Consider the following 18,667-nt stretch of genomic DNA (forward strand, 5'->3'; position numbering starts at 1 on the left):
AGTATAGATTGCCGCCTTTGTTTATGAGCATGCGTCACTAAGACGCAAAGTTGAGTGAGAGTTTGCGAGATGACCACGCTAGATTACGGGAATCTAAGTTCTCAAATTTTGCAAGAGGAACGAGCTGCATTAATCGCGTCAGCAACAAAGCAGCTTAAAGAGCAAGATCAAGAATATTTTGGAACCCAAACCTATCACAATACCGTTATTTTCAACCTTGATGTTGATTTAGGTGCACTCGAAAATGCCAAATACGCGGTCAACGCGTATAGCGTTAAACAGTATGTAAATAATTTTTTTAACCAGATACTAAGCCCTACCGCAAATATTGAGTACAAAGGACATGTTACTTTTTCAGGCGTTAATCCAACTCAATTTGCCCAAAGCCCTGTTATTCACAACGCGTTATCTCTATCTTCGATAGACAATTTAGCCAATTTTCCAGAGCCTGAGCTCCTTAAAACTCCCGCGCTTGTTGGCGATGTAAAAAACTATATAGACGAAACCTATCGTTTAATAAACCTAAGCTTAGAGTACACAGCTGAGCAAGTAGTTGAAGCTAGGCTCAACCAAATACTACCAGATGCTATTGATTATTTTATTGATATATCGCTTGGCGAAAAATTAGCTTATTTTTCTGATGAATACGTATTTCCTAGAGTTGAACAACAAGTCAGTACTGCGTTAGAGGTTCAGGTAGCGCCAGCTGTGTCCTCTGCAATTCAAGATGACTTAGCGGCGTTTGCGCAATCAATCACAAATGATTATACAACCGCAATCGCTCGAGCTATTGAGAGCATCGATCCAGGTAACAGTTGGACCGAAGCGCAAATTCAAAATATTGCCGCCGAAGTCGATAACATTGTCGTACCGGATATTGTCGATACACAACTGAATTTAAAAGTCGCGCCAATGGCCAAAGCTGCCCTTGCCGACGACCTCAATGCTTTGCAAGCCAGTGTCACCGACGCCTACCAGATAGAAATTGCCCAAGCCATCGCCGGCATTGACCAAAGTGGCAGGTGGAGCGAAGCACAAATTCAAGAAATTGCCGCGACAGTGGATAACGTCACGGTGCCAGAAATCGTCGACACACAACTGAATTTAAAAGTCGCGCCAATGGCCAAAGCTGCCCTTGCCGATGACCTCAACGCGTTGCAAGCCAGTGTCACTGACGCCTACCAGATAGAAATAGCCCAAGCCATCGCCGGCATTGACCAAAGTGGCAGGTGGAGCGAAGCACAAATTCAAGAAATCGCAGCGGCGGTTGATAACGTCACGGTGCCAGAAATCGTCGACACACAGTTGACTTTAAAAGTCGCGCCAATGGCCAAAGCTGCCCTTGCCGACGACCTCAATGCTTTGCAACTCAGTGTCACTGACGCCTACCAGATAGAAATTGCCCAAGCCATCGCCGGCATTGACCAAAGTGGCAGGTGGAGCGAAGCACAAATTCAAGAAATAGCAGCAGCGGTTGATAACGTCACGGTGCCAGAAATCGTCGACACACAGTTGACTTTAAAAGTCGCGCCAATGGCCAAAGCTGCCCTTGCCGATGACCTCAATGCTTTGCAACTCAGTGTCACTGACGCCTACCAGACAGAAATTGCCCAAGCCATCGCCGGCATTGACCAAAGTGGCGGTTGGAGCGAAGCGCAAATTCAAGAAATAGCAGCAGCGGTTGATAACGTCACGGTGCCAGAAATCGTCGACACGCAATTGAACTTAAAAGTTGCACCAATGGCCAAAGCCGCCCTTGCCGATGACCTCAATGCTTTGCAAGCCAGTGTCACTGACGCCTACCAGACAGAAATCGCCCAAGCCATCGCCGGCATTGACCAAAGTGGCGGTTGGAGCGAAGCGCAAATTCAAGAAATCGCAGCGGCGGTTGATAACGTCACGGTGCCGGATATTGTTGCAAATCAATTGAGCACCAAATTGGGCTCCCTCGGCGACAATACCGTTGCTGACGCGCTGTCGGCCATGGCGCAGTCTATCACGACTGACTACCGCAACGAGATAAGCCAAGCCATTGAGAGTATTGGGCAAAGCAATAGCTGGACACAAGGACAGATCGAAGAAATTGCTGCAGCCGTCGACAACATTATCGTACCTGACATTGTTGACACTCAGCTGAGTTTAAAAGTCGCACCTTTAGCTAAAGCGGCTCTTGCGAGCGATCTATATCAACTGGAGACCGCTGTAACCGAAGCGTACACCGCGGCAATTACGCAAGCGGTTGATAATATCAGCCAAAGTAACAATTGGACACAGGCACAGATAGAAGAGATTGCCGCTAACATCGACATGGTTACTGTCCCAGATATTGTTGATGCACAGCTTAATTTGAAAGTGGCACCACTTGCTATCACAGCAATTGAAGACAGCCTTAACGCATTGCAAGCTTCTGTCACCGAAGCCTATAGAGCCGAAATCGCACAAGCTCTTCAGGGGATAGAGCCAGACGATAGTTGGACTCAATCGCAAATAGAAAATATTGCTGCGGCGGTAAGTACTGCTATCACCTCTGACATTGTTGATAATCAACTCAGCGCAAAATTAGGCGCTCTTGGCGACAATACCGTTGCCGACGCACTTTCGGCCATGACCCAGTCTATCACGACTAGCTATCGCGCCGAGATAAACCAAGCCATTGAAGATATAGGGCAAAGTAGTAGCTGGACGCAAGGACAGATCGAAGAGATTGCCGCAGCGGTCGACAATATTAACGTACCAGATATCGTTGATACTCAGCTGAACCTAAAAGTCGCCCCCTTGGCCAAAGCGGCCATTGCTGACGATCTATATCAACTGGAGAACTCAGTAACCGAAGCGTATACCGCGGCAATTGTCCAGGCAATTGACAATATCAACCAAGGTAGTAATTGGACACAAGCACAGATAGAAAGCATTGCCGCTAATGTCGATACTATCACCGTACCAGATATCGTCAATAATCACCTCAATGCCAAGCTTGGTACGTTGGGAGAACAAACCGTTGCAGATGCACTCTTCGCAATGGCTCAATCGATCACGACCAGCTATCGAACTGAGATAAATCAGGCAATTGAGAGTATTGACCTAGGCAACAGCTGGACACAGGCTCAAATAGAAAACATTGCCGCTAATGTCGACTCAGTTAACGTTCCCCAGCTCATTGACACTCAGTTAAGCGCAAAAGTTGCCCCCTTGGCCAAAGCTGCGCTGGCTGATGACTTGAACGCATTGGTGGCGTCCGTCACTGCGGCTTACCAAGCAGAAATCACACAAGCGATTGATAGCATAGAACAAGGCAATCAGTGGACGCAGGCACAGATTGAGGACATTGCCGCCAACGTCGATTCTATCACCGTTCCCCAGCTCATTGACACCCAGTTAAGTTCAAAAGTCGCGCCCCTAGCTAAAGCTGCGCTAGCTGATGACTTGAACGCATTGGTGGCGTCCGTCACTGCAGCTTACCAAGCAGAAATCACACAAGCGATTGATAGCATTGATCAAGGCAACCAGTGGACACAGGCACAGATTGAGGACATTGCCGCCAACGTCGACACGGTCACGGTACCAGATATTGTAGATGCTCAGCTGAGTTTGAAGGTCGCTCCTCTGGCCAAAGTCGCCCTTGCCGATGATTTACTCGCGCTGGAGAGCGCGGTGACCGAAGCATACAATACCGCCATTACACAGGCGCTTGACAGTATCAGTCAAGGCAATAGCTGGAACCAAGAACAAATCGAAAGCATTGCCGCCGCAGTTGATGCTATCACCGTGCCAAGCATTGTTGATAATCAATTAAATGCAAAACTTGGCGAACTTGGGGATCAAACTGTTGCTGATGCGCTTTTTGCTATGGCGCAGTCCATCACCCAAACCTACCGCGCGGAGATAAATCAAGGCATTGATCAAATTAACAATTGGACGCAAGGGCAGATTGAAGACATCGCCGCTAATGTCGATACTATCACCGTACCAGAGATTGTGGATAATCACCTCAATGCCAAGCTCGGTACGTTGGGTGAACAAACCGTTGCAGATGCACTCTCGACAATGGCTCAGTCGCTCACAACCAGCTACCGAACTGAGATAAATCAGGCAATTGAGAGCATTGACTTAGGCAACAGTTGGACGCAGACACAGATAGAAAACATTGCCGCCAATGTCGATTCTATTAACGTTCCCCAGATCATTGACACACAGTTAAGCGCAAAAGTTGCACCCTTAGCCAAAGCTGCCCTTGCTGATGATTTGAGCGCATTAGTGGCATCTGTCACCGCGGCTTACCAAGCAGAAATCACACAAGCGATTGATAGCATTGCTCAAGGCACCCAATGGACTCAAGCACAGATTGAGGACATTGCCGCCAACGTCGACATCGTCACGGTACCGGATATTGTCGACACACAGCTCACTTTAAAAGTAGCGCCTCTAGCTCAAGCAGCGCTTGTCGACGACCTCAATGCCTTACAGGCAGCCGTCACCGAAGCCTACAAAGCTGATATCGCTCAGGCAATTGAGAGCATGGGACAGGGGATCTGGAACCAGGCTCAAATCGAGGAAATCGCCGCTGCTGTTGACAACATCACCGTCCCAGACATTGTGGCGACTATACTTGCCGAAAGGTTAGGTGATCTGGGAGAACAAACGGTTGCCGATACATTATCTGCTATTAGTCAGTCTATCACGCAGGCGTACCGCACCGAGATAAACGAAGCTATTGAGCAGATTGCTCAGGGTGCATGGAGCCAGGCTCAAATTGAAGAAATTGCCGCAGCAGTCGACAGTGTCACCGTGCCAGACATGCTTGATGCACAACTGCCCGCGAGAGTTGCTCCACTGGCTCAGGCTGCTGTTGAAAACAATCTGAACGCCCTGCAAACTTCCATCACCGACGCTTACAGAGCTGAAATCGCGCAAGCCATCGAAAATATGGGCCAAGGCAATCAGTGGACTCAAGCACAGATTGAAGACATTGCAGCGGCAATAGACCACATAGTCGTGCCAGGCATTGTCGACACACAACTTGAGGAAAAACTTGCGCCACTTGCCCAAGCAGCACTTGTCGATGATCTCAGCGCGTTACAAGCAACCGTAACTGAGGCCTATCGGGCTGAAATAGCCCAAGCAATTGAGAATATTGGTCAAGGAATATGGAGCCAAGCTCAAATAGAGGAGATTGCAGCAGCCGTCGACAATGTTACAGTTCCAGGCATTGTAGAGGACAAGCTTAACGAAAAGCTCGGCACTTTTGGCGAACAGACCGTTGCAGACGCGCTATCAAACCTAGCCCAGTCAATCACTGAGACGTATCGCACGGAGCTGAGCCAAGCCATCGATAGTATTAACTTGGGTAACCATTGGACTCAAGAACAGATCCAAGAAATAGCCGCGACTGTCGACGCGATCACTGTTCCGGATATGATTGATGCTCAGCTAAATGAAGATACATTGTGGCCCATTATCGCATCAAAGACTGCGGCACAGATCGATACACACATCAACGGATCCGTCGTTCCAAAAATAGCACAGGAAGTAGACAAACAACTACCCGATATTCTCTCTACTGTTGTACAATTAGAGATATCTAATCAACTTCCACTATTTGTGAGCGGTGAGGTTGATAAGGCATTTGGCGCGATAACCTCAGAATTACCGAGTTTAGTTGAGTTCAAGATCAATGAGGGTCTAAAAGATGAAGGCAGTATTGCCGCATACTTTCAAGACAATGTAACCGCGCTTGCGCAAGGTATTGTACAAGAGTATGTCGACACAACGGTGTCACCTTTTATCGAGCTCATAGTACCTGAATACGCATTGAATGAAGTACAAGCTGCGCTCCAAGAAGCAGTTCCTGACTTGGTAGACAGCACCGTTCGTACCGTTGTAGATACAGAGGTTGAAACATTAAAGTCGACCTTTATACCAAACCTGGTCACGTTAAAATTAACTGAAACCGTGCCACAGCTGGTCGAAGACCGCATGGCACAAATACTGACTCGAGTATCACTGCCAAAAAGACTGAGATTTGAATTTTCTCAGCAATCAACGCAGTGGATTGTACAACATGAGAGAAATACCAAAGATTTCTCGATTGAAATTTTTAACAGTCAAGGTGTGCGCATGTTCGCACATCACGAAATCATTGACGACATGAGTTTTGTGGTGAGTCTCACCGAAGCCCTAACCGGCTTCATTGACGTTGTGTTTTATTCATAATTCGACGTAAGAGGACAGTCAAAGTATGGCTAACTACCCTATTTTTCACGGTATCACGCTAGCAAATAGCGCAACATTTGAAAACCTTGTTATTGAATCCTTGGCTTCAGATCCGCAAGGCGCTTCTGAAGGCCGCGTGTGGTATAACTCTGCTGAAAAGCAATTTAAGGCATCGATCACTGACGAAGGCGGTGCGCTGACAACGATAGCTTTTCAAACAACCCAAGAGTTTACTGACTTTTTAGCAGCGCTTGCATCTCAAGAAGCAGGCAATTCAGGTGCTTCTAAAGTCGGTTACGAAGGCAAGCAAGGCAGCAATGCGAAGTTTTCAGCGCAAGCAAGCACGCTAGACAATATCATCGGCGCCATCATTGATGCTGTTGATGCAGACAAACAAGCATTAGCTGATTTAGGTGCGCAAAATGCAGGCCTTGGTACCAATAAAATTGGCTACGAAGGTAAAGCAGGTGGTTTAGGTGAATTTAGTATTGCACCGACCACGTTGAAGGCAGCCCTAGATGCGATGGTTGATCAAATCGACATCAACAAAGCAGCCAGTAAAGTCAGCTCAGAGGCTATTCAAGCTGAGTTAGACAAAACCCAAGCAGCAGCAGGGTTAAGTGAGTCTGGCGATTATACGCCTTCAACTGGGGCAAATTATCTAAAATCAGAAGATTTTACTAACGCATCTAAAGTGCCTTCTCTCGCCGCTGCTGACGAGTTGTTAGATGATGCAATAAAGTCGCTAACAGACACGGTACAAAGCAATAAAGTTGCCGCTGAGCAAGCCGATGACTTAAAACTAAATATTGCGGGCGGTGTGATGACTGGCGCACTCGATATGGGTACCAACCCAATCAGTAGCGCGCACGTACCTACGCAACCCAATCACCTAGTTAATTTAAAATACATCGATGGTATGCGTGCCGGCTTAGATGTCCGAGAGTCCGTACGGGTCGCAACAACCGCCCCCATTGCCAACCTCGGTGGTGATATTCAAGATAATGGCGATAACAGTTATCAAATTGATGGTGTAACACTCGTCAGTGGCGACCGCGTACTTATCAAAAACTCAGCAAGCCAAAATGGTACCGACTCACCAAGCGCGATTTATAACGGTATTTATGTCGTCACTATCTCTGAGGTTTCTGACCAAACGACCGAAGCAAAAGCTGAATTTGAGCGCGCGATAGACGCAGATGGTACGCCAGATGGCGAAGTAACTAATGGCATGCACACCTTCATTGAAGAAGGTGCAACCTATGCCAATGCTGGTTTTGTACTTGGCACTCCCAACCCAATTAGTCTAGAAACCACCGAGCTGACTTTCGTACAATTCTCGGGCGCAGGCCAGCTAACAGCAGGTGCAGGTATTCAAAAAGATGGCAATACCCTATTTTTGAATTTTGGGGCTGGTGTTAAGGAATCTCCAACTGATGAGATTGGTATCGACTTTGGCGATGGCTTATTTACAACTGAAGACGGCAGCACCGAGTCAGATGCGTCAGCGGCTAAGCTACAGATTAAGATAGATGGCGATACACTAGAAAAAAGTAATGCAGGCCTGAAGGTTTCAGCCACATTCCAAGACAGTGTGAATGCCATTGCCAATGAACTCAACGCCACCCAAATTGCTGCAGGCCTTGAGGCAGACGGTCGCTATATTGCTGATTCAGAAACGAATTACTTAACAGCGGTCACTAGCTTAAAAACAGCTGATAAAGCGTTAGATGATGCAATTAAAGCCGTTGATGAACGTCTATCCAGCGAATCAGAAGCACATAACAATGCAAGACAAGCGCTACAGTTAGAGCTTGATAAAACACAAGTAGGCACGGGTCTAGAGCTGGATGGAAGCTATAAGCAAGCAACCGACAGCAACTACTTAAACACCGCGACGAGTGTACACGATGCAAGCCTACTTTTAGATAGCGCATTAAAGGCAGTCTCTAGCGAGTTAGTCGCTGAAAAGATTGCCCGTGAGAACGCTGACAACGCTATCAAACAAGGAGCAGGCCTATCGGCAGACGGTAGCATGCAAAGTGTTGATAGCTACACTTATATCAAGGATACAACGTCGCTATTTGGCGCTATCACCAAGTTAGATGTAGAAATGGCATCTGAACTGGGTGGCGTACGCTCTAATATCACCAATGTCGTAAACCAAGTTAATGATAATGTTTACTTCGAGCTGTCACAGAACAAACTGATGCAGCACAAAATCGAACACAATCTAAACTCTGAATATGTCGACGTGATGGTATGGGTGGAGCGCGGTGAAGGCGAAGATGCCCGCTTCTATAACGACATTACCATGGTCAAGCAAGAATCAGACAATGTTGTGATGATTTACCTAACTGAAGCGGCAAGAGTAAAAGTCTCTGTCCAAGCAGTTCGTAAACTTGCAGACCCGACAGCTTAAGTTTTTTCGGCCTACCTTGTATTAACACACATAAATGGGCCGACGTAGTTGTCGGCTCATTTATGTTGTACAACATATGAAGAAGGAGGCAAATATGTCAACCTTGTTTAGTTTTTACCGCGTCAATGTTGTTGCTCTAAAAACGCGCGAAGATGCTTTGTATGTATTGCACGATGCACTATCGGAGCTAAAGGCAGCCATGCTCAGTGAGCAAGGCGTGCCAATCAAAGAGCTAACGCAAGCCATTACGTTCTTACGCCGATTTTATGAGCGTATTGAACGCTTGATCCTTGACGAAGGACATTTGGATTACCGCAAGTTACAGCAAAAGCAACAACAGAGCGTGCTTTTACTGAATGCTATCCAAATCAATAAAACGGTGTTGAGGCGCAAATAATGACGGTGAAAGATGTCAAAACGGTACAAAGTGCAGGCTGGATAAATCAGCTACAAAGACAGATTGAACGCTTCTTACTCAAATCAAATAATGGCAAGGTGCCCGTCGATGTACCAACACACCTAGCACACAAGCTTGAGCACACCAAAAGCAAACAATTCATCGACAGTACAGATGAGATGTCTGCTGAAGACATGGTGGTTTTTGTTCAAGAGCAATACGAGTTATTGAGCTTGTTGCAGCAAGTTGCCACAAATTTTGATGGTAAGTGCCGCTTTAGTGGCATTGACATAGATAGGGAAACAGAAAACCCCTTCCGAACAGGCGCAGAACAACCGTGTCCATCTTACGATACAGCCAAACCAGAGTACCCAATTAAAAAATAGGAGACGATATGTCTACTTCTGAATTGCGCGTGATGACGAATATGAGAATGTTCGGTCGTTCAGCGCTTAGTTTTGATCAAATTGATTCTTTTCCACTGAACCCTTTTCCTGGGCAATTTGCACTCGTCGAAGGGATCCTATACATATATTCCAAGATCGGCGTAACGCAAACTTGGTTTCCATTAACCAATAAAAAAAGTTCCCATGTCCATTTTCAATCAACTCCCGCTTTCGAATGGACAGTGTCGCATAACTATAACACCGATGAGTATGTGTTTATGGTGTATGACGACAACGGCAATATACTACATGCCAATCCAACCCCTATAGATAAAAACAAGTTTAAATTAAATTTCAGTCATGCGGTGTCAGGTAAAGTAGTGGTGTTTATCCATAGCGACTTGGCGATCCCTAGACTGGCAACTGAAGATGGCATTATCGAAATGCTAACCGTTAACCAAATTATTTCTGTTGCACAGGGCAAAGTAACAGCGGATAGCAATGGGTTGATGGTTGACGGAACCGATGTAGGGACAACGCTAACCGATCACGCACAGCACATCGATTCATTTAATGGCATGTTTACCGCCGATTTCGATCACACCAAGGTCATCAAAGACTTATTACCTAATACCGATCAAGAAACTTTAGGTCGAGCTGATCACCCATTTGCCCAAGTACACGCCGCGAATATATCAGCAAATTCAGTCGACACACGCTCTCAAAGTGAAGATCCAGGCACACAACAAGGAAAGTTACTTGCTAACCAAGTAGATATTCAAGCGCGGACAACCAGCGCAGGTGTTGCCCCAGCACAAATCATACTGACAGGCTCTAATAAGACGCAGTATCTATTACGCTACGACGAAGCAACTGGTCAATTAAAGTTAATAGATGAAACCGGTGCGCCTCTAGAAATCAATGGCCAGGCCTTTACTGGCGCACGTATTGATGTTGTACATGGCGCGCTGGAAAACCTCAATGTCAGTGCTAATACCGTTTTGGGTAGTGGCGCTGCAAACAGCGCTGAAATCAACGCCACTACCACTTTCAATGCACCAGTGAGCTTCTCGGAGCATGCAAGTATTGGCAATGGTGATGACAACGTTAATATTAATTGTGGCGCTGAACAGCTGCTCACTGTGATCAGTAAGTTCTTTAACTTAAACTCAGAAGGCAAGTTAACTGTTAAAAACTTGGTTGTGTCAGAAAACCTAGACGTAGCAGGTACACGCACCGAAACTAGCTCGACCAATGTTACCTCTGGTGAGCAATTTATTACACTATTAGCTGGCACCACTGATGAACCAACCTTGGACGCAGGCCTAAAAATTACGCGTGGTAACTCGGCCAATGCAGCCATTTTATGGGATGAAACTCTCAATGCGTGGACACTTGGTGTCGATGGCGATATGCGTGCCATTGTTCGCACAGATGACCTACGCTTGCTCACCGAGCAACAACACCAGCAACTCACGACAGGTGAAAGTACTCACCTACACTACCACGAAGCGGATCGAGATAGAGCAAATCATACAGGTACACAGACGGCACAGACAATTTCTGACTTCGCTCAAGCGGTAGCACAAACTCAGTCAGTACAAAGCAAAGTTGATAATGTACCGGGAAAAGGCCTTTCAACCCATGATTTGACTGATGAACTGATCGATAAAATCAATAGTGCGCTGCAAAGTGTGAAAATGGCTGACATTGCTGATTTACCCGACTTATCAGGTGTGGGGCCACACCCATCAGATGACTTTACCCATGTGGAAGTAGCAAACTTACGTTCAGGTAAAACTGCTACTGGTGAAACCATGCATAAAACGTTGGTTTTCGGCGGTGATGAGCCACCACCAAATACAGATGCTGGCATTAACGACATTTGGTTTAACACTGCGGGTGATGCCACTGTTGTTGAACGGAAAACGGCCGAGGGGTTTCAACCAATTGTCACCATTGCTTCGGAAATGAATATGCAGCACTCAGATGTTGAGTACGTGATGTCTGCATCTATTAAGGAATACATTTTTAAGGTTAATGGTGAGCCACTCACGCTCAAACCCAAATTCCTTACCGTCTACTTGAATCGGAAACTCTTGCGTAAAAGTGAGTACACCATCAACGGGACGCAGAGTATTACGCTAAATATCGATTTATCGGTCGATGATGAAATTGAGGTTGTAACTGCTTAATGCGGTTGAATTCATAGCTTAAGGAGAATACCTAGATGAGTAATATTGATGACCTATTTGTGGTCAGAAAAGGCGGTGGACGCCAGTATTTAAAAGCCAATAAGCGTTATGTTGTTACCCGACAGGGTGCCGTCGTAGAACTGGATACCTCAGATCCATCTTATGCCGCACAGGCAGAAAACCAAGAAGCCTTGTTGTTGCTGGGTGATAAAGGCGATCTGCGTCAACTCGAAACCATTTATCGTAATTTGACAGTGCTCTTCAATGGCTCTGTTCGAAAAGAAGAGATGTATCATATTGAGGCTGGTGCGATATCTTCAGTCAATGCCCCTAACGGCAGCTATGATGCCACAGGTTTAGCCTACCTTAAAAGTGTGCGCTTCAAATCTACGGCCAATACCACGGTAAACTATGTAGTCCAAGGTAGTAATGACGATCACACTTGGCATGACATCTTCGAGGGGAGTGTTACGGTGCCAGAATCAGAGCCAGCATCCGATGAGGGATCTGTCGAACTGATAGCACCACAAGGCATTGCAAAATTTAGGTATTTTCGCGCCAGTGCGCAAGCAGGAGAAGATTTCCGAGAAATCGTTTTTGTTGTAGAGGAAATAGCGAAAAGTAAGTTTCTTCCGTTAGATGAGGCGGGTAAGCTACAAGAGCTCAATTCGGAAACATATGATGTGACCTTTTTCGTGCAGGGCGCCCCTGATCTATCAACCAAACTATTGACGTTTGTGGTACCTCGTGAACTCTATATTAGAAATAACTGGGGCGGATTTATTGGTTTTGCAGATACTCCGCCGGCCGCCCCCTACCCTATCAAAGTACTCATAAATGATGTTGAAAAGGGCACATTTACGGTCGATCCTAACGGCACGACCAGTATGTCAAGCTTGACCAGAACCAAGTTAGTTCCCGGTGATAGAGTGAGCTTACTCACACCTGCATATGTGGATGCAACCATGGCTGATCTATCTCTTACTTTGGTATTCGATAGACAAGAGTTAGCTTAAATACTGTGCTAGCGAGCGCTAGCACGCCTACTCAAGAAGGAAGTATCATGGAGAGTATAATCAAAGCTCTTTTTAACTGGGCACTTGTTGTAGAGCAAGATGGTTCAATTCGAGTGATGGCGGATGTGTTTTTATCATCAGCGCTTATCATCGGTTTGTTCTTTCTATATCGCTACAAAATGTCTCCGTTATTTAAACAAATTGAACAAGCACTCCCCGCTTGGGTTGAGCAGACCAGTACGTTCAACGAACTGACTAAAGCGCATAGAGAAACCGCTAAGCGACTTGAGCATATTGTTGAATTAATGAAAGATCTTGATGCGGATCAACTCAGATTTCATGAGGATGTTAGATCATTTATCAAGTCGCACCCAGACGCTTTAGAGCAGCTCTCCTCCGCCACCGTTAATCAACATAACGAAACGCAAAAAGAAGTACGAGACTGGCTTGATAACATCGTGGACAAAACCCAAAACAGTAGCCACCAATTAGCGACAATTCAAACTGAGTTGAGAAACATTTCAGCGCTCCTAGTCGCCGCATCAGCCGCTCGTTACAACAAACCGTTAAATTAACCTCAGCCCACATCAGTGGGCTGCATTCTATCAAGGGAAAATACAATGCATGTAGCACCAAGTACACATCATAAAAAGCTTGCATTTAGAATGAATTCATCCAAGTGGATTGAAACATTTAAATCAAACCAAACTTTCTCACTGAATGAAATGGTCAGCTACGAACCTCCTTTTCATATTGAAAGCCAAGAGTTATTAATGTCTTTATATGACAAATGGTTTAGTTGGTTGCTCGACTTAGAATCTGAACTTAGCCAAGTTGATCAATGTGATGGCACAGTAAGGCAGCAGATAAAGATTGCCACAGAGCAACTCAAAAATACGCTACTGAGTGAATGGGAAGTAAAAACCAGCGCACAATATTTACTGTGGCAACGAGTCTATTTCAATGCACTTGATGCGTTTGTCAGCCAGATCAGTGCAATCTCTCAGCCAGATCCCGAAACTGTCTTTTCTTACTGCGCCGAGCAATTGCTTGGATTCATGCAGCATACCCTATTAATAATGCACGAAATTGACACAATCATGAATCAGCCAAACAAGCGTCATTTCGTTTCACTAGACGATTATGGTTGCTCAGTGTATCGACAACAAGGCAAAGATCTTGTGAGTGCAAGGCTACAAGCATATCGACATAACATCGAAATCGATCAGCTTGGTGAGTGGGAGGTAAAACACTATAACAATATCGACGTACCTAATGATATGCATTGTCAATTACAAAGCATACTAGATCAACAGCCATAGCCATCATTTTGAAGTGTTAACGAAGAAGAAAAGTAAGCAATATAGGCTTGTGGATAAGCGATCATTTACCACTGATCCATGTGATTACCCACCACTGATTTATCAAAAAAATCAGTGGTAAAACAGCTGAAAAATTAAGCTTGCTGTGGATATTGACCACTGATCAATATGAAATTTATAAAAAAATCTGTGAATAAAGAACCTAATTCTGTGGAAAGTTTGTGGAAATAAAATCAGATAAAAAACACAGCCACTGATTCTAATGATTGGTAACCACTGATCTGAAAGGATCGAAACCCCTGATCTTAATGATTCGAAATTCCTTAAAACCTTTTATAATATAATAACTTACTAACAACCTAACCTTAACTAACCAGATCTAACCTATAGATCTAAGTAGATATAAAGATCTTTAATCTATATTAACCACTAGAAATTCAAAGTTCCAAACTTACTGTTTTTACAAAAAATAAGTTTAACAGTTGCGGTCAATAAAACACCCTTCACTGCTTACTAAATACGTACTGACGAACTAAAATTAATCAATAAGAACAGGGAAAGTCTAAAGTAGTTATTTTTAAATGTAAAAATTATCAATTAAAACATAAGCTTAAAGGTTTAAATCAATAAAATAAGTGGTAGATAAGTAAATCACCTTAATCATCAAAATCAGAGGTTATGATTAGTGCTAACAGAGACTAATCAGTCAAATCAAGGGTCTAAGTTGATTTAACTGATCAGTAAAATCCATTTACTGCTCAAAATGGGGGATTTAAACGATCAATCAAATGAGTGTAATCATAAAAATCATAGGTGTTACACGATTTGAGTGATCAATAAAATGAGTACAATCATTAGAATCAGTGGTTGAGTTGATTCTAATGATCATAAAAATCAATGTAATCAATAAAATCAGTGGTACGAAAACCTTTAAAAATCGCTGTAGTATCAAATAATCATTGGAATCATAGGTCAGCTGATAATTGTGAGTAATCAATGAAATCATAGCAATCATAAAAATCAGCGGTAAAGTCTAAATTCTATAGCTCAAGAACAACGAAAAGTTCACCACTAAAATTTTAACTGCATGATTATTAATGAAAAATTCACTTTGATATCATTGAACAGGAGAAACGCAACGTCATGCAAAATCTCGCGGACCTCTGATCATAGTGATTATTTTTAACCTGAACCACTGATCCCTTTGATTATTTTTATAAAGATCCTAATTTTTGTTAAAATTAATATCTCGATAACACATTAATTATCAAACGCTTATGTTGTATTAATCAGATAGATCAGAGGTTATGCACGTCGCTTGCGAATATGACTTTTTTGCGGCAAACTCAGTCCAATATCCCTACGCGCTGTTCTAAACTAATCAAATGAGGATCATGATAATGTCAAGTAAAGAGATCACTCGAGATGATTTTATCAAAGCTGAGTCTGAAAAAACTGCCCTCTTCGGTATGGTTAACCAACGAACTGAAATTGACTATGCAAATGCAGTTGAGTTTTTAGCGTGTATCCCTCGTTTTTTGCGTAAAAAAAAGAATTGGGCAAGATTTTCAGAAGTCGACACCGCTGTCGTAAAATTTGAAACTACCCATGACAATATTGATTACGAAATCCAAATGTCACCAGCAACCATTGAGCGCAAAGGTAAAGATGGTGATACAGAAGAAGTTTTTATATGGCCTGGAGATAGGGAAGAAAAAGTTGAAGCAGCGATCATGCGTATAGCATCTGATGGTGGTTTACTTCAAGCAAATGGTCGATACCAAAGAGATGATAATAGACCGGTTTATGGGTGTTACTTCTCTGTACATAGAATACAAAAAGAGCTCGAAAAAATAGGCAAAAGCGCTCATCCTGATGATATTAAAGAAGCCATTGAAGTGATGAGTAAAAGTGCGTTGCAGATCAGAAGCTTGTCAGGTAATGGTCAAGATGTTCAGGAGTTTAGCTCTGCAGTTTTTCCGCAAAAATATATCTCCGGCAAAGCCACTGGCCACAGGGACGATAAGTGCTATGTAACATTTCATCCACTGCTCAATGCTGCAATTGAAGCGATGCGTTATCGTCCTTATCAATTTGCACAAGTAGAGATGCAAAAAGGGCTATCTCGCTATATTCACATGAGACTGATGATGCGATTTACCTATGCTGCTGCGGGAAAAACATACTCCTTACGCGTGCGAAAGCTATTGAATGATTACGGAAAACTACCAGCCAGTGAAGTAATATCTCGTGCTCAACTAAATAACTGTGGTCGGGATGTTAACTCTGCATGCAATAAGCTAGTTGATTCTAAGGTGCTGCAAAAATTCACTAAAACAGCTATTCGTAAAGATGGGGAAATTGTTGATTACGAGATCACTTTTTATCCTCATGAGGAGTTTAATGCTGCTCAGTTACAAAATAATAAACTTAACAAAATGGTACAAGCGACTGGAAAAGTTCAATCTGAAACCGTGATTGAGCATAAAGAATTATAGCTATTGTACAATAACCAATTTCTGTATGAGCTCATCTTTTGCGTTCTGATCAAGGACTCACCTACCCTTTCTTGACTCACTAAATAGTAAAAATTAAAATGCGGTGCATGTTAGTTTGTCTTAAAGTGTGGTTCGACTTTACATTCTACCATGACGAAATGAGACTTAAGAGTAGTGGTGCACACTACATTGATTGAAGATTACTTACAGGAGGGAGATTATGGGCGAGCAGTGTAAGAATATGAATTTAGTAGATTCGAATGCTGATCAACACAAAGGAACTACACTTCTTCGAAAAAACGCTAAAGACTGTGATAAAGTGAGCCAAGATGATAATGACTTTATTTCTTGGGTACTTGCTGATTTATCATTAGATATTGATGTACCATCGCGTTATAAAATGAACCAATAAACTTAATTGATTATAAGTAAATAGTATGTGCTTGGGTTTTTAAATACCTGAGCTTACTGAGTTCAGCGACGGACTATCTTTTAAAAAGGTGTTGCTTGTCGTAGTGGTTAAATTACCTCTTTTGCTACCTATTTTTATTCACCTACGGATCTCACTCTTTCCAGATATCGCAAAGAGTCTAAACAAACTAACTATTTCCCTGCTCTTTTGTTTAATTCAGATAACTTTCTTTCGCACTGAAAGAGTGTATGGCAAAAAGTCTTTCGATTGTGTCGTCATATTTATTTTAGCTGAGATGATAGCAAGCCAAGAAATAAAGTTATGCAGCTAGTCTTAACATGTGCCAAGTGACCTATCACCTCGCTTTAAGGGCATAGGTGCAAACCTTGGCATAACTATGTCGCTACGTTATACTTATACGGCTTTAGAAGGGGGAATTTATGGCTGTTACTTCGGTAAAAAAAACAGAAAATGTGCGAACGTTCATACCTAAAATGAGCAACTTTGAAATTAGTTCTAAATACGAAGGACTGAGTTTTAAAAAAGAAGACTTAAGCAAGTCGATCGCTGATCTAAAAGCAAAGTATGCGAGATAAATATGGTGTTGCACAGGATAGCTACTGCTATCCTGGATCTGATGTACTAATTAATAAGCTTAATATTACGAATGCAGATGAGTTATCAGAGGCCGAGTTAGAATTTACCGCTTTTAGATATAGTGAATATTCATCTACCCTAAACTCTCTTGACGAGTTTAATTTAAATCACCTAAAACACCTCCATTGGTATTTATTTCAAGACGTGTACGCTTGGGCTGGTGAAATCAGAACAGTTGATATTTCCAAGGGAGATACCCGGTTTTGTACTTGTTCTCGTATCGACGTTGAAATAAAAAAGCAGTTCCAACAAGTTCAAGCATTGAATATACATGCAGCTAAAGCAGAAATTTTGGCTCAACTCGCGGACGTATACTGTGAATTAAACATTATTCATCCATTTAGAGAAGGGAATGGTAGAGCTCAGCGTTTCTTTTTCGAGGAACTATTATTCTTTCTAGATATGCCCGCTAATTGGCCCGACATATCAAAGGATGAATGGGTCAAAGCAAATATCGATGGCTATTATGGAAATTTAAATCCGTTACACCACATCCTCATACTCGCCACTCAATAGTTTATTTAATGTTGAAATAGCATAAGGTATGAATGAACTTGGTACTATGACTCAATTATTAGTATTTACTCATTCACCCCATACTTAAAAAATTTAGTATCGTAAAGGTTACCCTTAAAGTATCAACTGCCAACAATGTGTTTGGTGACGCTTAGGAGATAATACTTTTTGAGTCTGAGCTACTAGTTTAATGGTAAGTTATAAAACTCGTTTGATTAAGAGAGCTATTGTGAGGTGAGAAATCTTGTCAACAATGCCATTGCCGCGCTCAGTTATCGTCAATGTACTTGCACCCTTCTCTTCCTCTGGCTATCAATTCGAAATGACTTTACGTTGAGCTTGTTATAGTACTCACTATTTTAACTGTGTTAGTTGGTTTTTATCTAGTTTATGTTAACCTGATTGAAGCTGGTTTAGACAAGCTTAATAGACGTGCTTATATCATTACTGCTTGTATTTTGAGAGAGCCACCCTACTTTGGCGTAATGCTTAGATCTTTGCTATGTACCCTACTCTCATCATTCTATGGAATTTCTATGTGCTTGGCGGTTGCTAATACCGGCTCAGTGGATAAGCAAAAGTGGTTCTATGAGGTCAATTTATTGTTCGTCTATATGAACTGTGTATCGTTGAAGT

General features: G+C 43.2%; 11 protein-coding genes. All 11 read left to right on the forward strand.

Annotated elements, in window-relative coordinates; genetic code table 11:
* The first annotated feature begins 69 nt into the window (after positions 1 to 69).
* The 11 genes from F9Y84_RS11250 to F9Y84_RS11300 all read left to right on the forward strand — a co-directional run bounded on the left by F9Y84_RS11250 (position 70) and on the right by F9Y84_RS11300 (position 18,031).
* Positions 70 to 6,210, forward strand: a complete 6,141-nt coding sequence (locus tag F9Y84_RS11250; protein ID WP_168756760.1) for a hypothetical protein — start codon at positions 70 to 72, stop codon at positions 6,208 to 6,210.
* 25 nt (positions 6,211 to 6,235) lie between these two features.
* The gene (locus tag F9Y84_RS11255) at positions 6,236 to 8,632 is read left to right on the forward strand and encodes a hypothetical protein (protein ID WP_128731800.1); all 2,397 of its coding nucleotides are present in this window, start codon (positions 6,236 to 6,238) and stop codon (positions 8,630 to 8,632) included.
* Positions 8,633 to 8,726: 94 nt separating this feature from the next.
* Positions 8,727 to 9,029 (forward strand): hypothetical protein, encoded by a 303-nt coding sequence (locus F9Y84_RS11260; RefSeq protein WP_125251969.1) that lies wholly within the window; start codon positions 8,727 to 8,729, stop codon positions 9,027 to 9,029.
* On the forward strand, positions 9,029 to 9,415 hold the full coding sequence (locus F9Y84_RS11265; RefSeq protein WP_125251968.1) for a hypothetical protein: 387 nt from the start codon (positions 9,029 to 9,031) through the stop codon (positions 9,413 to 9,415). Before F9Y84_RS11260 ends, F9Y84_RS11265 begins: the two co-directional genes overlap by 1 nt.
* Before the next feature lie 8 nt (positions 9,416 to 9,423).
* On the forward strand, positions 9,424 to 11,610 hold the full coding sequence (locus tag F9Y84_RS11270) for a hypothetical protein (protein WP_147390759.1): 2,187 nt from the start codon (positions 9,424 to 9,426) through the stop codon (positions 11,608 to 11,610).
* Between the two features lie 35 nt (positions 11,611 to 11,645).
* Positions 11,646 to 12,626 (forward strand): hypothetical protein, encoded by a 981-nt coding sequence (locus tag F9Y84_RS11275; protein ID WP_147390760.1) that lies wholly within the window; start codon positions 11,646 to 11,648, stop codon positions 12,624 to 12,626.
* Between the two features lie 47 nt (positions 12,627 to 12,673).
* Positions 12,674 to 13,201 (forward strand): hypothetical protein, encoded by a 528-nt coding sequence (locus F9Y84_RS11280; RefSeq protein ID WP_125251965.1) that lies wholly within the window; start codon positions 12,674 to 12,676, stop codon positions 13,199 to 13,201.
* 45 nt (positions 13,202 to 13,246) lie between these two features.
* Positions 13,247 to 13,948 carry a hypothetical protein gene (locus F9Y84_RS11285; RefSeq protein ID WP_128731795.1) on the forward strand — a complete coding sequence of 234 codons (702 nt, stop codon included), beginning with the start codon at positions 13,247 to 13,249 and terminating at the stop codon, positions 13,946 to 13,948.
* 1,400 nt (positions 13,949 to 15,348) lie between these two features.
* A complete protein-coding gene (locus F9Y84_RS11290) occupies positions 15,349 to 16,446 on the forward strand; it encodes a hypothetical protein (RefSeq protein ID WP_128731794.1) in 1,098 nt (365 codons plus the stop codon).
* Positions 16,447 to 16,666: 220 nt separating this feature from the next.
* Positions 16,667 to 16,858 (forward strand): hypothetical protein, encoded by a 192-nt coding sequence (locus tag F9Y84_RS11295; protein WP_147390761.1) that lies wholly within the window; start codon positions 16,667 to 16,669, stop codon positions 16,856 to 16,858.
* A 585-nt stretch (positions 16,859 to 17,443) separates the two neighbouring features.
* Positions 17,444 to 18,031, forward strand: coding sequence for a Fic/DOC family protein (locus F9Y84_RS11300; RefSeq protein WP_125251962.1), 588 nt, complete (start codon positions 17,444 to 17,446; stop codon positions 18,029 to 18,031).
* Positions 18,032 to 18,667: the final 636 nt, after the last annotated feature.

Origin of the sequence: Pseudoalteromonas peptidolytica (assembly GCF_012641745.1) — a bacterium.
Lineage (GTDB): Bacteria > Pseudomonadota > Gammaproteobacteria > Enterobacterales > Alteromonadaceae > Pseudoalteromonas > Pseudoalteromonas peptidolytica.